Origin of the sequence: Mycoplasma miroungigenitalium (genome assembly GCF_013008635.1) — a bacterium.
In the GTDB taxonomy this organism is placed as follows: Bacteria; Bacillota_I; Bacilli_A; order Mycoplasmatales; family Metamycoplasmataceae; genus Mycoplasmopsis; species Mycoplasmopsis miroungigenitalium.
In genome coordinates this window covers 365,698-385,593 of sequence record NZ_CP053096.1, presented here as the reverse complement: position 1 = coordinate 385,593, position 19,896 = coordinate 365,698, and the positions used below count along the sequence as shown (strand labels likewise).

Sequence of the window (19,896 nt, the reverse complement as noted above, 5' to 3'; positions counted from 1 at the left end):
AAAGTAGAACAACAATAATTAGCGTTTCCGATAATTTTATTATTTTACTCTGCGCCATTATTGGCTTGATAATCCCAGCATTTTAAGGTAAAATTAGGTTAATATGTGGGCTTTTTATTCATTAGTGATTTTTTACGCAATACTTACAACTATTCTTTGATTTGTGTTCAAATTTCGTTTATTATCAAAAACTAAATATGACATCAGTTATATTAATTTTAATAGACTAAAAGCCAAATCTTACTTATTGGGTAAAATTAAATTACCCACAAATGTTTTTAATTTATTTGGTCAAAACATTCATAAGATTTTAAAGTTTTTATTTATTTCTCTTTGCTGTTTGGTTCTTTTGCTTATAGGATTTATTGCAGCAGAGTTTGCTCTTTATTTTAAATTCAAACTCAAATTTTATTGATTTGAATTAGAAATAATTTTAATATCTCTTCCTATTTTCCTATTGATTTATATTCTTTGAACTCTAATTTCCTTAATATATAAAGGATTCATGGTTAAAAAACAGATTGATATTTGAAATAATCAAAATAATTATATTGAAATTGAACGTAACAAAAAAATAGACCTCGATGATTATGAGCGTTTTAAAAACGTTATACTTAATGAAACATTCACTTTAGGTTTTTCAACTGTAATAAATCATATTGAGAATTTTGTTAAAATAAAATACACTAAAGAAACAAAATCTTTCTATAACAATGGAAATTTAGATTCCGATGAGTTGATTTATTTTTTGCTTTTCGACTATGATAAAACTAAAATAAATAGTTCATATTACACTTATGAGCACTATATTCAATTAATAGATGAAATATCAATGTTAAACATTAAACAAATATAATTTGTGCCAAATTAAAATGAAAATCGTCTATATTCGTCAATTAACCTTTATAATTTGAATATATTCGACATGTTCACAATATTATCAAAACAAAGAAATTTTTAAATAAAATTTAACACAATACCAACAATTATTGCTTTTGGTTTTGTTCAATAAAGTTGATTGGAATATAAAACAAGGGGGTGAAATGACCACTTATTTAATTGTTTCAATTGTTTACATAGCAATAAGTTTAACAATAATCGTTAGTTTTGGAAGTTTACTTAATTCCTAAGAAAAACAAGTATCTTGATCATATAAAAAATCATAAACTTCAATCTAAAACATATTTACTTTCGAAAGTAAAAATTCCAGAATATGTATTTAATCGATTTAATAAAGACATAAAAAATGCTTTTATTTTAGGCTATATATTGATTGTTTATTACACCTTATTTAATTTAAGTTATATTATTATTCAAATAGTTGTTATTATTACCCAAAAAATTAACGTGATTGACGAACAAACAATCTTATTAATACTTCCGTTTTTGGCATCTATACTTGGTATAAAAGGGATAGTTACATTATTCAAAAATAATATTCAAATAAAATCGCAAGTTAAACAATGAAATAAAGAAAATAAAGATGTGTTGGTTGACCAGACAATACAAGAGCCTGAGAATTATCCCGAATTTAAAAACATTGTTTTAAGCCTAGATTTTGACATTAAATTAACATGAAATCGTAATTTACAAAAAGTTTTCGCAATAACGAAATTATCAAAAGTTAAAAATTTGTTCAATAAGGATGGTCAATTAGATAAAGTTGAATTTATTTATTTTTTGCTTTTGGATTATCCGGAAATCAAAATTAATAATGTCGCTTATGACCCACAATGTTACGTAAATTTAATTAAGGATATTATTAACAATGAGATTCAATAGTGAAATCGCTAACGTTGTTTCCGGGCTTTTTTCCTTTATTTTAGGTAATGCTTTTTTCATAATTTATATTACAGTATTTTCATATACTTGAAGAGAAATTATTCTTAAAAAAGGCGTTTCTCGAGTATTTGTAAAAAACAAAGTAAAGGTTAACGAAACATTTTTTGATCTTTATTTTAAAAACAAAATTTAATTTTAATATTTTTTATATCATTCCTTATTATTTTTTCTGTGGCTTTTATTGATGACATTGCATTTTTAACCCAAATACACTGAGGCTATAAAGATTTTTACTATAGATTGATTTCCTTAATGGTGCCCGAATTAGGCGTTTTAACAGCCTTTGTTCTCTTAATAATAATTACAATGCTTACTATTAAAATGTTAAAAATTGGCAAAGAAATCAAAGAATGGAGAGTAAAAAATAAAGACAATGATTTCACTCTATTTGAAAATATTGTTACGACCCCAAACAATCAAATTTATAATGAATTTAATGACCACGAACATCTGATGTTTATTATTACTGTTACACATAAGGGGAAATTCAAATATCAAGAAGCTAGTGTTGTTAAATTTCTCTATCGGAATTGAAAAAAGAAAATTTTAAAATTTAATAATCGGGAATTAATCAATGAGTTTTATTATTTATTAATATTTAATTATGAAGAAATTCCGCTTAACGACTCATTTTATAAAATTAACGATTACGCATTCATATTTCAAAATAAAGATTTGTTGTTAGACGAAAAAAATTAACATTTGCGAAATGTTAATTTTTTTATTAAGTTTTTAATTTGAATTATTCATCAGTTTTGATTTTTGCTAGAATTTTTTCAATTTTCATAGCGTCATCGATAACGTGGTCTAGTTCAAAGTGTATTTCAGGAACTTTTCTTCAATTTAAATTTTTTGATAGTGATTTTCTAATGAAACCTGAAGCGTTTCTGATTGCTTCAATTCCATCATCTGATTTTTCACTGAATGTGACAAAAACCTTTGCGTGTGAAGAATCTGCAGAAAGTTCGCAGTCTATAACGGTCGGATTAATAATGTTTGTGTTTGTTAATTCTGTCGTAACAATTTGTGCGATCATTGTTTTTAACTGACTTTCTTTTCTTAATGTATTAATGCTTTTACTCATAATTCTTCCTTTCAAGGAGCAAGTTTTTATCTCCTATTATAATTATAAATCTTATTTTACCTATATTTTAAAAATACAAGAGTATATATAAATTTTCATTCATTTGATTTTTGCGAAATATATTGAATATGTGTAAAAAAAGAAAAATAAGGCAATACCTTATTCTTCGTATTTTTCCGGGTGTTTTTTCATCATTAATGCAACAAATTCTTTTTTAGGCATTTTGCCATATTCAATCATTAAGTTTTTGCATTCTTCTAGCTCATCTAAAGCTCATTTTAAGCCTTCAAAACCAGTAACTTTTGATGCTCCAGGTTTTTTTCAATTTTTATAATTATTGAAGAAAGTTTCAACATTTTTTAAAAATGGTTCTGGTAACTGTTCAATAGAAGTGATTGAGTCTAATCTGTAATCATCTGCATGAACCGCAATTAACTTAGTGTCAGTTTCTCCAGAGTCTATCATTTTCATTGCTCCAATAATACGAGCGTTTAATAGTACGCCAGGAACAAATTTTTCTTGAGAATAAAGTAAAACGTCTAATTCATCTCCATCTCAGTCTAAAGCGTTTGGAATAAATCCGTAGTTTGCTGGATAGACAAAATCTCCTCTTAATATTCTATCCACGTGTATTTGACCATCAGCGCGGTCATATTCATATTTAATATTTGATCCTTTTTGAATCTCAATTTTAATTTCTACTATATTATTTGACATATCTTAATTATAAGCATAAAACGCTGTTTGCATTTTTATTTCATAAATTAGCTTTAATTAATAAAAAAAATTTAAATTTTATTATAGAAATAATTTCTTTTTTTATAATATCAATATCAAAATCAACAAATGTTGAAATAATGAAGGGAAATAAATTTATGAAAAAAGCTTTTAGCGAAAAAGGTGTTGTATACGCCGGACAAATTGACGCTGAATTTGACGTAATCGTTGTAGGTGCTGGTCCTGGGGGATATTTAGCGGCCGAAGAATTAGGTAAATCTGGCAAAAAAGTTTTAATTATTGAAAAAGAATTCTGAGGTGGTGTTTGCTTGAACATTGGATGTATTCCAACTAAAGCAATGCTAGCTTCAGTTCATGTTCTTGAAACATTAAAAAATGCTGCAAGTTATGGAGTTGTCGCAAACTTAGAAGACATCAAAGTTGATAGTCAAGCCACTTGAAAGAAAATGCATGAAAGAAAAGCTGCTGTAGTTAAACAAATTTCAGGCGGGGTAAAAATGCTTATGAAAGGTTCAAAAGCTACTATCGAAGAAGGTGAGGCCGAATGACTTGGTTCGCACGTTGTTAAGGTAAATGGTAAAGTTTATAAAGGACAAAGCATTATTATGGCAATGGGTAGCCACGCTCGTAGATTGAAACAATTAAATGGTTTCGAACAAGGATATAAAGATTTTAAATTGTTATCATCTCGTGAAGCAATTAACTATGACAAAGAACTACCTGAAACAATTACCATCGTTGGTGGTGGTGTTATTGGGGTTGAATTTGCACAAGTATTTGCTGCAGCAGGTTCAAAAGTTACAATTATTCAAAACACCGACTCATTACTAACGGGTATGGACAAAGATGTTATTAAAGAAATTACTAAACATCTAGTTGCTGCAGGAATTGAAATTATTTATGGTGCGTCAACTAACGGTCTAAACGATAAAAAAGAACTAATGTACGAAATGAATGGTGAACAAAAAACTATCCTAAGTGATGTTTACTTGATTGCTGTTGGACGTATTCCAGCAACTGAAAACCTTGAAAATACAGGTGTTGAATTAGGCACTAGAAAAGAAATTCTTGTTGATGAATTTATGCGTACAAATGTTGAAAATGTTTATGCTATTGGTGATATTACAGCACAAAATATGTTGGCACACGTTGCTTACCAACATGCTTTAACAGCAGTTGCACACATTATAGGTCATGATGTTAAATATGAATTGACCAAACCAGTTCCAGGATGTATTTATACTCACCCTGAAATTTCAGTAGTCGGTATTACTGAGGAAAAAGCCAAAGAATTAGGATACGATGCATTTTCATCAAAATACTCATTTGGTTACTTAGGAAAATCAATTGCAACAAAAGACACAGCAGGTTTTTGTAAAATTGTTGTCGATCGTGCTACAGGATACATTTTAGGGGCTTCAATTATTGGGGCAAACGCAACTGATTATATTACTGAAATTGGAATGGCAATGCAACATAAATTGACTGTATCTGATGTTACATTCACAACACACCCACACCCAACATTTAATGAAATTGTTTGAGAAGCTGCACGTAATGCGCATCTAAAATTAGAATTAGAAAAAGATAAACACTAAAAAAATCACGTTAAAAAGCTGCACTGCAGCTTTTTTTGTGCTTTAAACACACCCATTTATATGTAATATTATAATAATGAACTATAATTCATATACAAATAAGGAAAAGGAGAAGAAAAGAATGGAAAAAGAATTACTAAAACAAAAAATGTCAATTGGTAAATTAATGTATGAAACAATTAATAAAGAAATAGATGAAGATATGGTAGAAACATGTCAAAATTACCAAGGAAGTATGCCTGAGTGATATGAATTAAAGAAGGACTTGAAAAACGAAAGCGAAGAAAACTTGCTTACCAAAAAAATTCATTTTAACTTGTTAACTAAAACAGTTGGAAGTTTCAATCACGAAAAAGCCGCAGAATTTTCGTTACAGAGAAAAAATCTAAAGAAAAAAAATAAATCATTTTCAATATTAACTGGCATTTCTTCAGTAATATTTGTGTTATTTGCCTTAGCTTTAATAGCGTTTGTTATGTTAGTTTTTTTTGATAATCCATTGAAAACAACATTTGAACAGTACACTAATATCGGTTATCCAGTATTGGGAGGGTTGTGTGGTTTAGGATTCATTTTGATGCTAGTTTGTGTCTCATTAAAACAAAAAACAAAGAAATCATTAGTTGACTTAAACAACGCAATTTACATTTCTGTCTATGATCATTTCACAAATACTAAATTTGACAATGAGTCAATTAAAAAGACTATTTTGGATGGCGCATTTAATGTTGAATACATTTCAACAAAAGCTTCTAAAAAGATTTTGAATAGATTTAGTTACCCAGATATTTCACATGATAAAACATTGCAAGATGTCGGTTTTTGTTACGAATATAAAGTAAATGGTTATACACTAGAACTTCAGGATGTTGATGTCTTAGACAAAACTTCAACATATTCTGCACTAGACAAACAAAAATTAACTAGCGATTCTCGCCAAATCTTAAAACCTAAAATTTCTGACGAGATTCAATGATTAAAATATATTACATTTGATTTTGGAGCGCACCTTTCAACAGCAACCGTTAAAATGCCTGATTTTGTTATTTTTAACTACTTTAATGAAATTGCTAATACAAATAAACGCAATTTTAAAGATCAAAAATTTCAAGATAATGATTTTGATTTAACTTTCAAGTTGAAGACAATGGATGTTCCGTCTCATGTTGTAAATCTATTGGGAAAATCTTTAAATGCGTTAAGAAACAATGTTTTATTCGGTAAACATTACAGTATTGGAAGTTCATCTATTTGATCAATTCAAAATAAAATGTATGCTATCTTATCATACCCGGATAAAAAACTACCGGTTCAACACGCATTAGATTTTAATAAGGTTGTACCTTTATATAATTCCCAAACTAATAAAACAACATTAGAATTTGAAGAAGCAAAATTAACAGATATTCAAGAAATAAATATCAACTTATTCCAATTATTATACGCAGCATGTGATTTATCTATTTTTGGTGCCAATATGGCTGAGTACTTATTGAAGACAGTTGATCCATTAATTGAATTTATTGATTTATATAAATCTAAAACTATGTAGCAAAAGCTACATTTTTTATTGAAATCCGTAAGTTAAAGTTTATTAATGCGAGAAATTTTCAAATATCATTCTCAAATATCAGTATTTGTGGAAATCTTTACACATTTTTAAAAATTTTTTTTGATGCTACATTTGATACTTATTTTTACGAAAAACACGATAGACAAGCATATAAAGGAAAATGTAGCATTGCTGGCGCATATAGAAAAACAATTTCACAAATTTTGAGATTTTTAAGTCATTTTTTTGTGTATAACTATTGTTTTTTTACCAAAAAGTTAAATTTATATACTTTTTTAGCTAAAAAAACAACTTTTTTAATTTCCACATTAAATAATATATTTTTTTTACCAAAAAGTTATTTATATATAATATTAATGTATGAAATATACAAATCTATGAAAGGATACGCATATGAAATTTAAATTCATCGAAGAGGGCAAAGTAATGACTTGCCCAGATGCAATGGTTCGTTTCTTAGACATCAATGGTGATCTAATTGACAAATCATACAAACCAACAGCGTCAAAAGAACTATTAAGAGACATGTACAAAAACATGATTCGTTCACGTTCATGAGACAACTATGCATTAACACTACAAAAAACCGGACGTTTAGGAACATTTGCTCCTATGTTAGGAGAAGAAGCTTTCTTATCGGCTTTAGGTTTTGTAATGAAGAAAGACGACTGATTCATTCCTCACTACCGTGTGCTAGCTACATTATTAGCACGTGGAGAATCATTAGAATCAGTTTACCTATACTGAAGAGGTTCAGAATTGGGTTCTAAATTCAAATCAAACATTGTTCCAATGCAAGTTATCATTGGTTCACAAATTTCTCAAGCAGCAGGTGTTGCTAAAGCACTTAAAGTTGCTGGAAAAGGACAAGTTGCTTTCACAACTATCGGTAACGGTGGTACAAACGAGGGTGAATTCCACGAAGGATTAAACTGAGCATCACTATTCAACTTACCAGTTGTATTTGTAATCTCAAACAACAGATGAGCTATTTCTGTTCCAGAACACAATAGCTACAAAGTTAAAACACTTTCACAAAGAGCTATGAGCTACGGATTACCAGGACTACGTGTTGACGGTAATGACTTGTTAGCTGCTCACGAAGTTCTATCAGAAGCTGCAGAATGAGCAAGAGAAGGACACGGTCCAGTTCTAATTGAAATGGTTACATGACGTCAAGGACAACACACCACTAGTGATGACCCACGTGTATACCGTACAAGAGAAGAAGAAATTGAACACGAAAAATGAGAACCATTCCACCGTATCGAAAAATACTTATTCGACAATGGAATTGTTACTGAAAAAGAAAAAGAAACCTGAACAGAAGAAGCTACTGAAGCTGCTAAACTTGCATACGACAAATCTACAGAAATGATTGCTACAGAAGGCTACGACGACATATTCAAATACACCTACGAAACTCTACCTGAAGAACTAGTTGAACAACAAGAAGCATTCAGAAGATTTATTAAATAGGATTCACATTAAGGAGATAATATTATGGAAAAAATTCAAGTAAATAACATCGCAGCCATCACAAATGCATTAGACATTATGATGGAGAGAGATAAAACAGTTATCGTTTATGGTGAAGACGCAGGGTTCGAAGGTGGTGTATTCCGTGCAACACAAGGACTACAAAAGAAATATGGTGTAGATAGATGTTTTGATGCGCCAATCGCAGAATCAGCAATTACAGGTACAGCAATCGGTTCAGCTGTTGCTGGTCTAAGACCAGTAGCAGAAATTCAATTCTCAGGATTCGTATTCTATGGATTAGCACAATTATTTGGTAACGCAGCACGTCTAAGAAACCGTTCACGTGGTAAATTATCAGTACCAATGGTACTAAGAATGCCTTGTGGTGGTGGAGTTAGAGCTCTAGAACACCACTCAGAATCAATCGAAGCATTATTCTGCCACATTCCAGGACTTAAAGTAGTTATGCCAGCTACACCTTATGACTCAAAAGGTCTATTAATTTCAGCTATTGAAGATAATGACCCAGTTGTATTCCTAGAACACAAACACGACTACCGTGCATTTAAACAAGAAATTCCAGCTGGATACTACACAGTACCAATTGGTAAAGCAGATGTTAAAGCTGAAGGTGATGATTTAACAATTGTTACTTACGGTCACATGGTTCACGAAACATTCGCAGCTATTAAACAATTGGCAGCTGAAGGAAAAGATTACTCAATCGAAGTAGTTGACCTAAGAACTCTAAAACCTTTAGACACCGAAACTGTTATTAACTCAGTTAAGAAAACAGGACGTCTATTAGCAATTTCGGAATCTGTACAATCAGGTTCAATCACAGCTGAAATTATCGCTCGTGTTAACGAAAAAGCATTTGACGACCTAAAAATTGCTCCAGTTCGTCTAAACGGACCAGATGTTACTATGCCTCTACCTGCATTAGAAGGTTTATTCATGGTAAACAAAGACAAAATTGCTACAGTTATTAAAGAAATTCTAAAATAATTTAACAATAACGGAAAACCCCGCGCGGGTTTTTCTTTTTATTTTTTACCATCATGATTTCTAGAAAAATAAAATAAAAAACGGTTACCCGTTTTTAAATGGATGGATGCTTATTATGCTTCAACGATAGCATTTTGCAAGTTAACAAATTTGTCTAAACGTGATGATTTTCTAGCACCTTTGTTTGGGTGGAAAACACCTTTTTGTACTGCTGTAGCAATAATTGAGTGAGCATTATTTACAAGTTCGCTTGCATTTTCGGCTTTTGCTAAAACTGCTTCTCTTGCAGCTCTTATTGCTTTACGCACTCTTGTTTTCATCGCAGCATTTTTTACTCTGTTTTGTTCAGATTTAGCGATGTGTTTAACTTTTGATTTAATATTTGCCATATAAGCCTCCTCTTTTTTCATGTTTAGTTCGATTTGACGAACTGAAAAAATCTTAATTATTATAATATAAAATCTTAATAATCAAAAATTTTATTAATATTCACAATTAATAAAGAAAACAAGAGGAGGGACCTCTTGTTTCGCATTATTTATTATTATAAGTACTATGATGAAATGGAAGAAGCAAACATAGCACGAAATGATACTATTTGTTAGGCCGCTTTATTAATCAAGGCGTAAGCGAACCGCCTTTATTTATAATAGGTGAAGACCCAACCGTTATAAGAAAAAAACATAAACCTAAAACAATGGTTAATAAAAGGAGCAATGCGAGACTCTAAAGAATTAATTTTGACTGGAAACGACGCCCGTTAAATGGCCCAATTCTAAGCTTGTGCGTCGATACACTTAGCGTTCAGTCATTAACGGTATTATAATAATTATTATCATATTATGTTACAACATTTTTACTCGTCACAAAACATTTTTTAATGAAAAAATTGAAGTTTTTCATAATTTTATTTATCAATAACTTTACTAAACACTAACGTTTAAAAAGAAGCTAATTATTAAAAACCAACAAATTGATAAGCTAGTAATAAACACAAATAGAAAACTGAAATGAGCAGTAATTAAAAAAATAACATATTGTGATATAATAATGTCATCAAGTCAAATAATATTGAGTTGCACCCGCAACTCTTTGTTGTTTTTAAGGAGAAAATTTGAATTGAGATTTAAAACTAAAAGAAGTATTTGGTGATGATATTTTATCAGCCAAAGAAACATCTAGTGATGGATTTATTTTGTTGGAAGTTACTGTAAAGTACACAGATATGCAAAAAGTTAATGAACTAAGTTACAAAATCAATGAGTGATTCGATAACGAAAACATTGATCGTTTTGATGGTCTTGAAGTTCATTCACCCGGAATTAACTTGAGCTATGAAGTTAATGAATTAAATAATCATATTGGTGAAAATTTATTAATAAAACTTTACAAAACAGAAAACAAAGTAAATGAATATATCTGTACATTATTACAGTTTAATGATGCAGACATTATTATTAAATGAAATCAAAAAGGAAATATAAGAAAAATTAAAGTGGATAAATCAAACATTTTAAGTGTTGAAAAATTCATTAAATTTTAGGAGTTATTATGTCAAAAACAGAAAAAGTTAGTATGTCACACAGCTTTTACGAAATTGTAAAATCTTTTGAAGAAAATCAAAAACTAAACTTAAGTGATATTGTCAATGTATTCAGTGAAGAAACAACAAAGATTTTATCTAAAATTGACCCCGAAGTAGAAGTTGAATATATTTTAAACGAGGAAAATCAAACATTAACACCAGTAATCAAATCAATGATTGTAATTAGCGATGAGGAAGCTCAAGGGTATTTAAATTCAAGTATGACCCCTGGTAGAGAAAGCGATGTGTTGTTAATGCACATCACATACATTTCACTTTCTGATGCAAAAGCAATTGATAAATCTCTTGAAGAAGGAGATACTGTTGAACGTGTATTGGATCTTGAACGTTTATCTGAAGCGGTAAAAAATACAAAATACTCTAATTTGTTAAAAACCATTCACTCGTCAATTAAACAAGGGATGTCATCGCTTAGAAAACAAAAAGTTTTCGAAACATTCAAGGATAAAATTGGCGAAAGAGTCAGAATTCAATTTAATGCTAGAAACGCCGATGGGTCATGAAATGTTCAAATTACAGATGAACATGATGCTCCAACAACAGCTTATCTTCCATCGAACCACATAAGTTCAAGAAGAGAAATTAAAGCTGGTCAATATGCTTTTGCAACTATTTTGAGTGTGGAAGAGGAAGCTAAATTAAGTCAAGTGCAAGTTTCGATGGATTCTAAGGAAAATGTTGAAGAATTGTTAAAACGTTCAATTCCGGAAATAAATGAAGGTATTATCGAAATTGTGGAAACCGTACGTCAACCGGGTGAAAGAACTAAGGTTGCATTTAAAGCTAGCGCATTAGCCCCTGCTGATTTTGATGTTTTCGGTTCAATTATTGGTCCAAATGGACAAAGAATTACAGCTATTAATCAAGAAATTGGCGAAAAAATCGATGTCATTCTATATGATGAAGATCCTAAGAAATTCATTAGAAATGCAATGTCGCCAGCAAGAATTATCGATGTTGTTGCAAAAAATGGCGAAGACCAAAACTCTACACGTAATGTTTATTGAGTAATAGTTGCTAAAGATGGGCTTACACCAGCTATAGGCCGTAGAGGTATTAATGTATCATTGGCTTCAAACTTAACAAAATGTAATTTAGATGTTATTTCTGAAAAAGATGCTTTAGAACAAGGAATTAAATTTAATTATTCTAATGCAGTCGAGATAAAAAGTAGTCCAATTCGTAGAAACACAAGAAACAACAAAAAAGCGTTTGGTTTCGATGTCGATCTTGACAAAATTAAAGTTAGTGCAGATTCATTTGATACTGATGTGTTAAATTTCCAAGAACAAGAATTTGCTGATATTGATACATCAAGTTTTGATCTAGATTTCGAGGAATTATTTAAAAAACACACAACCCCTGAAGCAACTAATGTAGAACAACCTCAAACAGTTGATGAAATTGCACAACAATTAGAAGAAGAAAGTAAAAATCAACATCAAGTAAGAAACGATGTTGAAGACTACAAAAAAGTTAAAGAAGCCTTGAAAGATTTCAAGGTTGATGATGATTTATCAAGCTATGGGCTTGATGAGTTTGACCTGGACGAGTTTTTAGATGACGACGCTTGAGAAGATTAATAAATGAACCAAATCAATAGAAAATGTATTGTAACTGGTCAAATTTTACCCGTCAATGATTTAACGCGTGTAGACTATGACAAAAAAACAGGAATAATAAGTCTTGATCTTAAAAAAACAAAAAAAGGTCGCGGTTGTTATTTCGTTGCAAACGATGAAAATTGAAATTTCATTTTAAAAACCAAAGCATTAAACAGAAGTTTTCGTACTAATGTCACTAAAAACGTATATGAGTCAATCGAAAAAGAATTAAAGGAGGCAGAATGTCTAAAAAGAATAGATTAACAAATCAAGATGACGTTCAAGCACAATTGAACGACATTAAAACAGAAGTCAAAAACGGTGTGTTTATTTTTACAAATACACTTCCATTAGGGGAATTTGCTACAAAAATTGGAATGAACCCAAATGACTTAATTAAAAGTTTTATGATGAAAGGAAAAATGTACCAAATCAACCACATTCTTGAAGAAGAAGAAATTGCTGAGGTATGTTTAGAACAAAATTTAGACTTTAAAAAAGAACAAAGTGTTGATGCTTCAAACTTTTTAAACACTGTCGAATTTATAGATGACGAAAAATTGCTGTCTAAAAGACCTCCTGTAATCACAATTATGGGTCACGTAGACCACGGTAAAACAACTCTATTGGACTATATTCGTGAAAGCAAGGTGGCTGAAAGCGAATCCAGTGGTATCACGCAACACGTTGGCGCATATCAAGTATTTCATGATAAAGGCACAATAACATTTATTGATACGCCCGGACATGAAGTATTTACCGAAATGCGTTCACGTGGCGCTCAAGTTACCGACATTGTCATTCTAGTTGTTGCTGCCGATGATGGCGTTATGCCGCAAACAAAAGAAGCAATCCAACATACAAGAGCAGCTAATGCTCCAATGATTGTTTTTGTTAATAAAATTGACAAACAAGCCAAGGATTTGGAACGTGTTAAACGTGAATTAGCTGAAAATGATGTTATTATCGAAGAATACGGTGGAGACGTACCAATGATTACTGGATCAGCTAAAACTGGTGAAGGTATTGACGAATTATTAGACAATATTATTACCCTTTCAGATTTGATGGATTTAAAAGCGAACAAAAACCGTTACCCATCAGGAATTGTTTTAGAATCTAGAGCCGATAAAGGTGTTGGTGTCGTTGCTACCCTAATTATTGCTAATGGAACTTTATATAAGGGTGACTTTATGGTGGCTGGTTCATCATATGGTAGAATCAAATCAATTAAGTCTACAACCGGCAAAACACTAGAAAGTGCTACTCCTGGTATGCCTGTTGTTGTCTCTGGTTTAAACACCTCTCCATTAGCTGGAGATAGATTTATTTCTTTTGAGGATGAAAAATTCGCTAAAAAAATAGCACAAGAAAAACAACAAATGGATAAGAAATTCGATTTATTTAACCGTGCCCAAACTTCTGACGAAGATGGCAAGAAAATATTAAACGTAATCATTCGGTCGGATGTTCAAGGAACTTCTGAAGCTCTAAAATCTAAATTAGATGGTATGTGTAATGATGAAGCAGTAATCAAAGTTATTGGAGCCCAAACCGGACAAGTTTCAAACTCCGATTTGTTGCTGGCACAAACATCTGATGCATTAATCATCACTTTTAGAATTAAAGCTAGTTCAAATATTAAACAGAGTGCTAAACAAAGCGGTGTTAAGATTGCTTTCTATGATGTTGTCTTTAAAGTAATTGAAGATATGCAGTTATGATTAGACGGTGAAAAAGCAGTTGTTTATGAAGAGAAAAAGATTGGTTCTGGACACGTTATTAAAACATTCTTCTATTCTAAAGTCGGTACTATTGCAGGTGTAATGTTAGACGAAGGTGTTGTAAAAGCGGGCAGTAAAGTAAAAGTCTTTAGAAATAGAAAACTTATTCACGATGGCAAAATCGAAACCTTAAGAAGAGATATCAATGATGTTAAAGAAGTTGAAAAAGGAAAAGACTTCGGTATGAAAATCAAGAAATTTGACGATATCAAACAAGATGATATTGTCGAATTCTTTGAAGATGTTGCTGTAACAATTTAGCGAGGTTTATTATGAATTTAGAAAAATACATTAGAGATGTTCCAAATTTTCCCAAAGAAGGCATAATTTTTAAAGATATTAGCCCTCTTTTAGGCAATGGTGAAGCATTACATTATACAATTACTAAGATGTCAGAAATAGCTAAGGATTGTGATATAATTGTCGGTCCTGATGCCCGTGGTTTTTTGTTTGGTACTCCTACCGCAGCATTTTTAAAAAAACCTTTTGTTATGGTGCGTAAACCCGGAAAATTACCAGGTGAAGTGTTCAGCAAAAATTATTCTTTAGAATATGGTAATAATGTTTTACAAATTCAAAAAGGTTTCATTAAACCTGGACAAACAGTTGCTATTGTTGATGATGTCTTAGCAACGGGTGGTACAACTAAAGCTATTGTTACTCTATTAGAAGAACAAGGAGCAATCGTCAAAAGAATTATTCTTTTATTAGAATTAAAAGATCTTAATGGCCGTGAAAAATTTAAAGATAGTGGTATTGAGATTACTTCTTTAATTGAGGTATAAAAAACAGTCCTTTATAATTGGACTGTTTTTTTAATAAGGATCATTAGGATCTAAAATTAAATCATAACTTATTGGAGAGTGATCGCTTACACCGTTATAGATGTATCTGGAATTAGAAGAATATGTTTTATTGTATTTTTGATAATTTTGATAATAAGTTATCCAATCAACTAATGATGTTATTTTAGCTCACTGGAATATGCTAGGATCCTCAACAAAACTATAAAGCTTATAAACCTTAGCATTTTCAAATTTTAAATTTGATTTATGAACAATCTTGTCATAAGGTTTTGCATAATTGCCAAATTCAGTTTTTAGCGAAGACAATGCCTCTTCTCCTTCGCCTAAAGGCATAATAGCACCGTATTCACTCACTCAATCGAACGCAATTGATTCTTTTCCGCTTGGAATGTTAGTATCACCCATAAAAATTAAATCATCATCACCATCATTAATCTTTTTGACTCAGTCTAATACATTTTTAATGTTTTTTGCTTCGTTATATTCTCTCGAACCCATACCTTTAAATGATTCTTCGCCAATTTTTGTTTTAACGCCAGGCCCATCAAAATGAGAAATAGCTAGTGTAAAGTTAACGTTTTTATATCCTTCAACATTTGATCTAAATTTGCCAATATACGGTGCTCTTGAATATGCATTTAGTGCAAGAGGGCCTTTAAAAACTTGGAAATTTGAATTATCATAGATTATTCCGTTTTGGCTATTATTCAAAATTTCAGGAACAACTTTAGTCTTATTATAAATATAAGCAGCAGCTTTGTCTCCTTTAACATTAATATTCTTTTTGGAATCAACAGGTAATTCTTTGTAAATGAAATCTCAAAGATTATTAGTGTTATTTTTTTGTTCTAAGACATTTAAATAATTAACAAGACGAGATATCACTTTTATTGAGTCTAATTCAATTAAACCTACAACATCATACTTTTGAGTAAATATTATTGATGTTATTGCTTGATATTTAGGTTCCAAAGCCCCATCTCCAAAATTAGCAACATTTCATAATGCTATTCTTAATCTATCATCTGACGTTGTTTGTACATTTTGATTATCTTGATGTTCGTTTGGAACTGGATTTGGTACTGGAACATCGTCGTTTTTGTCTTCAGTGTTAGTGTTATCTTCCGATGGATTTTGTTTATCTACAGAATTATTCACACTTTCATTATTATCGTCCGATATAATTGTCTCATCAATTCAATTATCGCCTTCAGGAGTTCAATCAGGATCATCGATATTTCCTGCTATTTTTTTATTATTGTCTTTGTTTATTGAAATTGGTTTGACATATTTACTGTCAATAACAAGTATTTTAATAGCAACAACATCTTTATTTTTATCAATGATTTCATATGTTAAAGTCATTTGATTATTATTTTCAACTTGATTAATTACAAGGTATTCATATCCATGTTCATTGCCATTAAAATCGAAATATTTAGTATAGTCATTATCGCTTGGATCAATCAAAACATTTTGTTTTAATGTTAACTTAAATTCAGGATTATTTTTTGAATCATTCTGGAAGGAACAAGCACTTGAAGCTCCTATGAATGAACCAGCCGACGCGCTCAACAAGATTAATTTTTTGAAGATTTTTTTCATATTTAAATTATAAACTATTAAATGTTATAAGAACAAAATAAAGCTGCTAAGTTTGCATCTGTTATCAAAATATTTAAAAAAGCAACAAAAAAGCGAATAAATCGCCGTTTTTATTGCTGACATTATTTATTAATGTTGAATAAAATTTGTTCATATACAACATCATCGACCGTGGCATGGTCATCAAGAATTAAATTAAATTGAAGTTTAAATGTACCACTCTCATCTTTAATAATTCTGATTCCACCATTATTTTTAACTCTCGGATAAGGTTTAACATATGTTCCATTATTTTTTCCACCATGTGTTAATGAAATAACACCTAAATCAGGATTTAAGGAAAGCCCGATTACATCACCTGTGATTGTTGAATCGGCGTATGTAATTTTATTATTCTTTACCTTTATTAGTGGTTTTTTACTTTTTATTGCTTTTTCAAAGTTTTCTAAATTTTCTTCAATTTTGACAGGGTCAACAATAAACAGTTTTTGTGCTTTAGCGAATTCAGCTACTTTTTCATTAGAATAATGTTTAATTTCTTCACCCGCTTTAAAACCGGTGATTGTAAATTCTTTTGTTAAAAGTTCTACGCCTTCATTTACTAAATCAGTGAAAGTTAAAGTAAGGATATATTCTGAAGTGTTAGCTTCATTAATTTTTCCATTAGTAATTTCAACGTTAACTGCTTTTTTATCAAATTCACCAAGTGAAAAACTATCTTTAGTAATTGAGTTTGTTGAGGTTTCAGATTTGTTGATTGATGGATCAAGAGTCACTGATTTGAATGAATCAACATATGTTTGTAAGTTAAATGCTTCAGTTTTAAAACCACTAATTTCGTATGTTTTTACTACATTTTGTTCGTTTTTTGCAAATGTTGCTTCAACAGAAATTGTTCCTTTATATTTATTTTCGCTATTTTCAACTTTTTTGTATGTTGCTGTTGCATTTTCCGTTAGTTCAAATGGGGCATCATCTTTAGATAATGTAAATTTAGTAACATCAATATTTTCTATAGTTACGTTTTGTTTATCTGGATAATTTAGAGTTACTCCGACTAATTGTGATTCAAAATTATCAACTTTAAATCCTTCAATAGTTACTTCTTTAATTTTACTTTCTAATGTTTCGGCACCAATTTGTGTTGTAATCACAAATGAAACTTTTACTTTTCCTTGTCCTTTTAGAATATCAAATGACTTAATAACCATTTTTTCATTTTCGTCAGATAATTTCACTTTATCCTGTGTTGCTTGGTTATCAAAAACATTATCTACATCAGGGTATGATAAGGTTAATGTATCTATTTTAGTGTCCAATTCAGCTTTCGTTCTAAATTCAAATGCTTCAGCTTTAGTTGTGTAAACTTCATCAAAGATTGTGGTTTTTTTGGTTTTTGCATCGTATTGTCCAAATTTAAATTTTAGTGAATAATTGTTTCCATCTTTAACAAGCGTTACTTTGTTAATGTTTTTGTCTGCTTCTGTAGGGTGTACTACATTAACGCCAAATGCTGGTACAAAATCCTCTAAGTGGAATAATTCAACTCTATTTTTGTTAGCTTCATTGTCACCTTTGACATATTCTTTGTCAAAAAATGAATTTGTTCCAAAATCATAGTAAATGGTTGCGTTTTCTTGAATATTATTGAAAAATTCAGAAGATTTTGCACTTTTAGTGATATGTACGGCATTTACAAAATTTTCGTTTGCTACATTTTTCTTATTATTCGCTGGTGTTTCGGTATTTGTTCCTGGCGTATCAGCATTCGTTCCTGGTGTTTCAGGGGTTTTTGTACTACTTGGTTCTTTAAAACCATCTAGTTCTTTAATAACTTCTAATGATTTACCATCTTTCTCTGTTACAGTCAAAGTAATAATTAATTTTGTTTTTATTTTATTACTTGGTACTAATGATTTTATTTCAATTTTCACATCTTTAATTTCACTGATAGAAATATCTGTTTTTAATACATCCTTAGCTTCTTTAGTTTTTTTAATTTCGGAATCAATAGTTAACTTTAGCAATTGATCATAGTTTTTCTTTTCGTCCTTTTTGTTATTGCATGAAGCGGCAATAACAGGAATCGCAGTTAGTGATGTTGAGGCCAGTGTTAAAAAGCCTAATTTTTTCTTTTTCATATTTCTCCTTTTAATATCTTAAATACATTTAAATTTTATATTTTTTACTTGTAAAAGCGACTTTTAACCATTATTTAACCGAATAAACAGAAAAAAATGTTATTTTTTCCGGTAAAAAAAGAAGCTTTATAAATTAAGCCTCCTTAGTTTAAAAATGATAATCATTTACTAAATGCAGTATTTAAACTGTATTTCTTCATTGCCTCTAGACCGCTATTTAAGTCAATTTTAGAACATGAATAGAATGATAACTCAGTATTCATTGATACATTTTTATTTAATATAGTAAGTTTTTTACAAAACAATGCATCGTCTTGTCCATCAATTAGTTTTTGTTTAGTTGCCCCTTTTATTTTATCGATATTTCGATAAATCTCTTCGATAGAACCGTAAGTATTAATTAATTTCAATGCTCCGACTTTACCGATACCAGCTACACCTTTAATATTATCTGATGTATCACCGGCCAAACCTTTTAAATCCGGAATTTGCGAAGGTTTGATAATGTGAATTTGTTCAAAATTATCTTTTGTGTATAAATCGAAATCGCCTTCTTTATTTTTAAAGATAACACTCGTGTCTTCGCATACCAACTGTAATAAATCTTGATCTTTTGAGTATATATATTTATTTACATCTTTAATTTTTGATAATGTAGCAATTAAATCATCAGCCTCATCTCCAACTTGTTCAAATCATTTTATTTTCAAACAAGTTAAAATCTCTTTAATGATTGCGAATTGTTCAAAAATTATTTCGGGAGCTTTTGTACGCCCAGCTTTATAATCATCGTACAACTCGTGTCTGTGAGTTTTGCCATGAGCATCAAAAGCAATGAATAAGTATTGAGGATTGATATATTCTAATATTTTATGTAGAGTCATCAAGAATACATGAACCCCATTCGTTGTTTTTCCGTTCATATCGGTCATGACTGATCTTGATGGGTGGTATGATGCATAAAACGATTGAAACAACAAAAAGTTACCATCAATTAGTAAAAATTTTTCTTTATTCATAACTCT

General features: G+C 30.2%; 18 protein-coding genes. 12 read left to right on the top strand and 6 right to left on the bottom strand.

The window, feature by feature from the left end:
* Positions 1–103 precede the first annotated feature (103 nt).
* From HLA87_RS03675 to HLA87_RS01805, 3 genes are all read left to right on the top strand, one after another.
* Complete coding sequence (locus HLA87_RS03675) at positions 104–856, top strand: MAG0920 family protein (protein ID WP_419538404.1); 753 nt, start codon at positions 104–106, stop codon at positions 854–856.
* A 251-nt stretch (positions 857–1,107) separates the two neighbouring features.
* The gene (locus tag HLA87_RS01810) at positions 1,108–1,782 is read left to right on the top strand and encodes a hypothetical protein (RefSeq protein WP_171111347.1); all 675 of its coding nucleotides are present in this window, start codon (positions 1,108–1,110) and stop codon (positions 1,780–1,782) included.
* Positions 1,783–1,971: 189 nt separating this feature from the next.
* Complete coding sequence (locus HLA87_RS01805) at positions 1,972–2,541, top strand: MAG0920 family protein (protein ID WP_419538408.1); 570 nt, start codon at positions 1,972–1,974, stop codon at positions 2,539–2,541.
* Positions 2,542–2,584: 43 nt separating this feature from the next.
* Here the strand turns inward: HLA87_RS01805 and rbfA are convergent, their stop codons facing one another.
* Together rbfA and HLA87_RS01795 are read right to left on the bottom strand one after the other, a co-directional pair.
* A complete protein-coding gene (rbfA, locus tag HLA87_RS01800; RefSeq protein WP_171111342.1) occupies positions 2,585–2,926 on the bottom strand; it encodes a 30S ribosome-binding factor RbfA in 342 nt (113 codons plus the stop codon).
* Between the two features lie 159 nt (positions 2,927–3,085).
* On the bottom strand, positions 3,086–3,643 hold the full coding sequence (locus tag HLA87_RS01795) for an inorganic diphosphatase (protein WP_171111339.1): 558 nt from the start codon (positions 3,641–3,643) through the stop codon (positions 3,086–3,088).
* Positions 3,644–3,783: 140 nt separating this feature from the next.
* Between HLA87_RS01795 and lpdA the strand changes: the two genes are divergently transcribed.
* From lpdA to HLA87_RS01775, 4 genes are all read left to right on the top strand, one after another.
* The gene (lpdA, locus tag HLA87_RS01790; RefSeq protein ID WP_237022756.1) at positions 3,784–5,262 is read left to right on the top strand and encodes a dihydrolipoyl dehydrogenase; all 1,479 of its coding nucleotides are present in this window, start codon (positions 3,784–3,786) and stop codon (positions 5,260–5,262) included.
* A 121-nt stretch (positions 5,263–5,383) separates the two neighbouring features.
* Positions 5,384–6,814 carry a hypothetical protein gene (locus tag HLA87_RS01785; RefSeq protein WP_171111337.1) on the top strand — a complete coding sequence of 477 codons (1,431 nt, stop codon included), beginning with the start codon at positions 5,384–5,386 and terminating at the stop codon, positions 6,812–6,814.
* 414 nt (positions 6,815–7,228) lie between these two features.
* Positions 7,229–8,314: a thiamine pyrophosphate-dependent enzyme gene (locus HLA87_RS01780; RefSeq protein ID WP_171111335.1), complete on the top strand. Its 1,086-nt coding sequence runs from the start codon at positions 7,229–7,231 to the stop codon at positions 8,312–8,314.
* 24 nt (positions 8,315–8,338) lie between these two features.
* On the top strand, positions 8,339–9,325 hold the full coding sequence (locus HLA87_RS01775; RefSeq protein ID WP_171111333.1) for an alpha-ketoacid dehydrogenase subunit beta: 987 nt from the start codon (positions 8,339–8,341) through the stop codon (positions 9,323–9,325).
* A 113-nt stretch (positions 9,326–9,438) separates the two neighbouring features.
* Here HLA87_RS01775 and rpsT read toward each other — a convergent pair whose 3' ends face one another.
* A complete protein-coding gene (rpsT, locus tag HLA87_RS01770; protein ID WP_171111331.1) occupies positions 9,439–9,714 on the bottom strand; it encodes a 30S ribosomal protein S20 in 276 nt (91 codons plus the stop codon).
* Positions 9,715–10,439: 725 nt separating this feature from the next.
* On the opposite strand from rpsT, the gene HLA87_RS01765 reads away from it, so the two are divergent.
* Genes HLA87_RS01765 through HLA87_RS01745 form a run of 5 tightly spaced genes read left to right on the top strand, consistent with a single transcriptional unit; the run spans position 10,440 to position 15,104 of the window.
* Positions 10,440–10,868: an LSm family protein gene (locus HLA87_RS01765; protein WP_171111329.1), complete on the top strand. Its 429-nt coding sequence runs from the start codon at positions 10,440–10,442 to the stop codon at positions 10,866–10,868.
* A gap of 8 nt (positions 10,869–10,876) precedes the next feature.
* The gene (locus HLA87_RS01760) at positions 10,877–12,514 is read left to right on the top strand and encodes a hypothetical protein (RefSeq protein WP_171111327.1); all 1,638 of its coding nucleotides are present in this window, start codon (positions 10,877–10,879) and stop codon (positions 12,512–12,514) included.
* A 3-nt stretch (positions 12,515–12,517) separates the two neighbouring features.
* Positions 12,518–12,799 (top strand): YlxR family protein, encoded by a 282-nt coding sequence (locus tag HLA87_RS01755; protein ID WP_171111325.1) that lies wholly within the window; start codon positions 12,518–12,520, stop codon positions 12,797–12,799.
* Positions 12,778–14,580, top strand: a complete 1,803-nt coding sequence (gene infB, locus HLA87_RS01750; RefSeq protein ID WP_171111323.1) for a translation initiation factor IF-2 — start codon at positions 12,778–12,780, stop codon at positions 14,578–14,580. Before HLA87_RS01755 ends, infB begins: the two co-directional genes overlap by 22 nt.
* A gap of 11 nt (positions 14,581–14,591) precedes the next feature.
* Positions 14,592–15,104, top strand: coding sequence for an adenine phosphoribosyltransferase (locus HLA87_RS01745; protein ID WP_171111321.1), 513 nt, complete (start codon positions 14,592–14,594; stop codon positions 15,102–15,104).
* 30 nt (positions 15,105–15,134) lie between these two features.
* On the opposite strand, the gene HLA87_RS01740 is transcribed toward HLA87_RS01745, so the two are convergent.
* From HLA87_RS01740 to HLA87_RS01730, 3 genes are all read right to left on the bottom strand, one after another.
* Entirely contained in the window at positions 15,135–16,730 is a 1,596-nt protein-coding gene (locus tag HLA87_RS01740; protein ID WP_171111319.1) for an MnuA family membrane nuclease, read from the bottom strand.
* A gap of 122 nt (positions 16,731–16,852) precedes the next feature.
* On the bottom strand, positions 16,853–18,871 hold the full coding sequence (locus HLA87_RS01735; RefSeq protein ID WP_171111317.1) for a variable surface lipoprotein: 2,019 nt from the start codon (positions 18,869–18,871) through the stop codon (positions 16,853–16,855).
* 143 nt (positions 18,872–19,014) lie between these two features.
* Positions 19,015–19,890, bottom strand: coding sequence for a 5'-3' exonuclease (locus tag HLA87_RS01730; protein ID WP_171111314.1), 876 nt, complete (start codon positions 19,888–19,890; stop codon positions 19,015–19,017).
* Positions 19,891–19,896 lie beyond the last annotated feature (6 nt).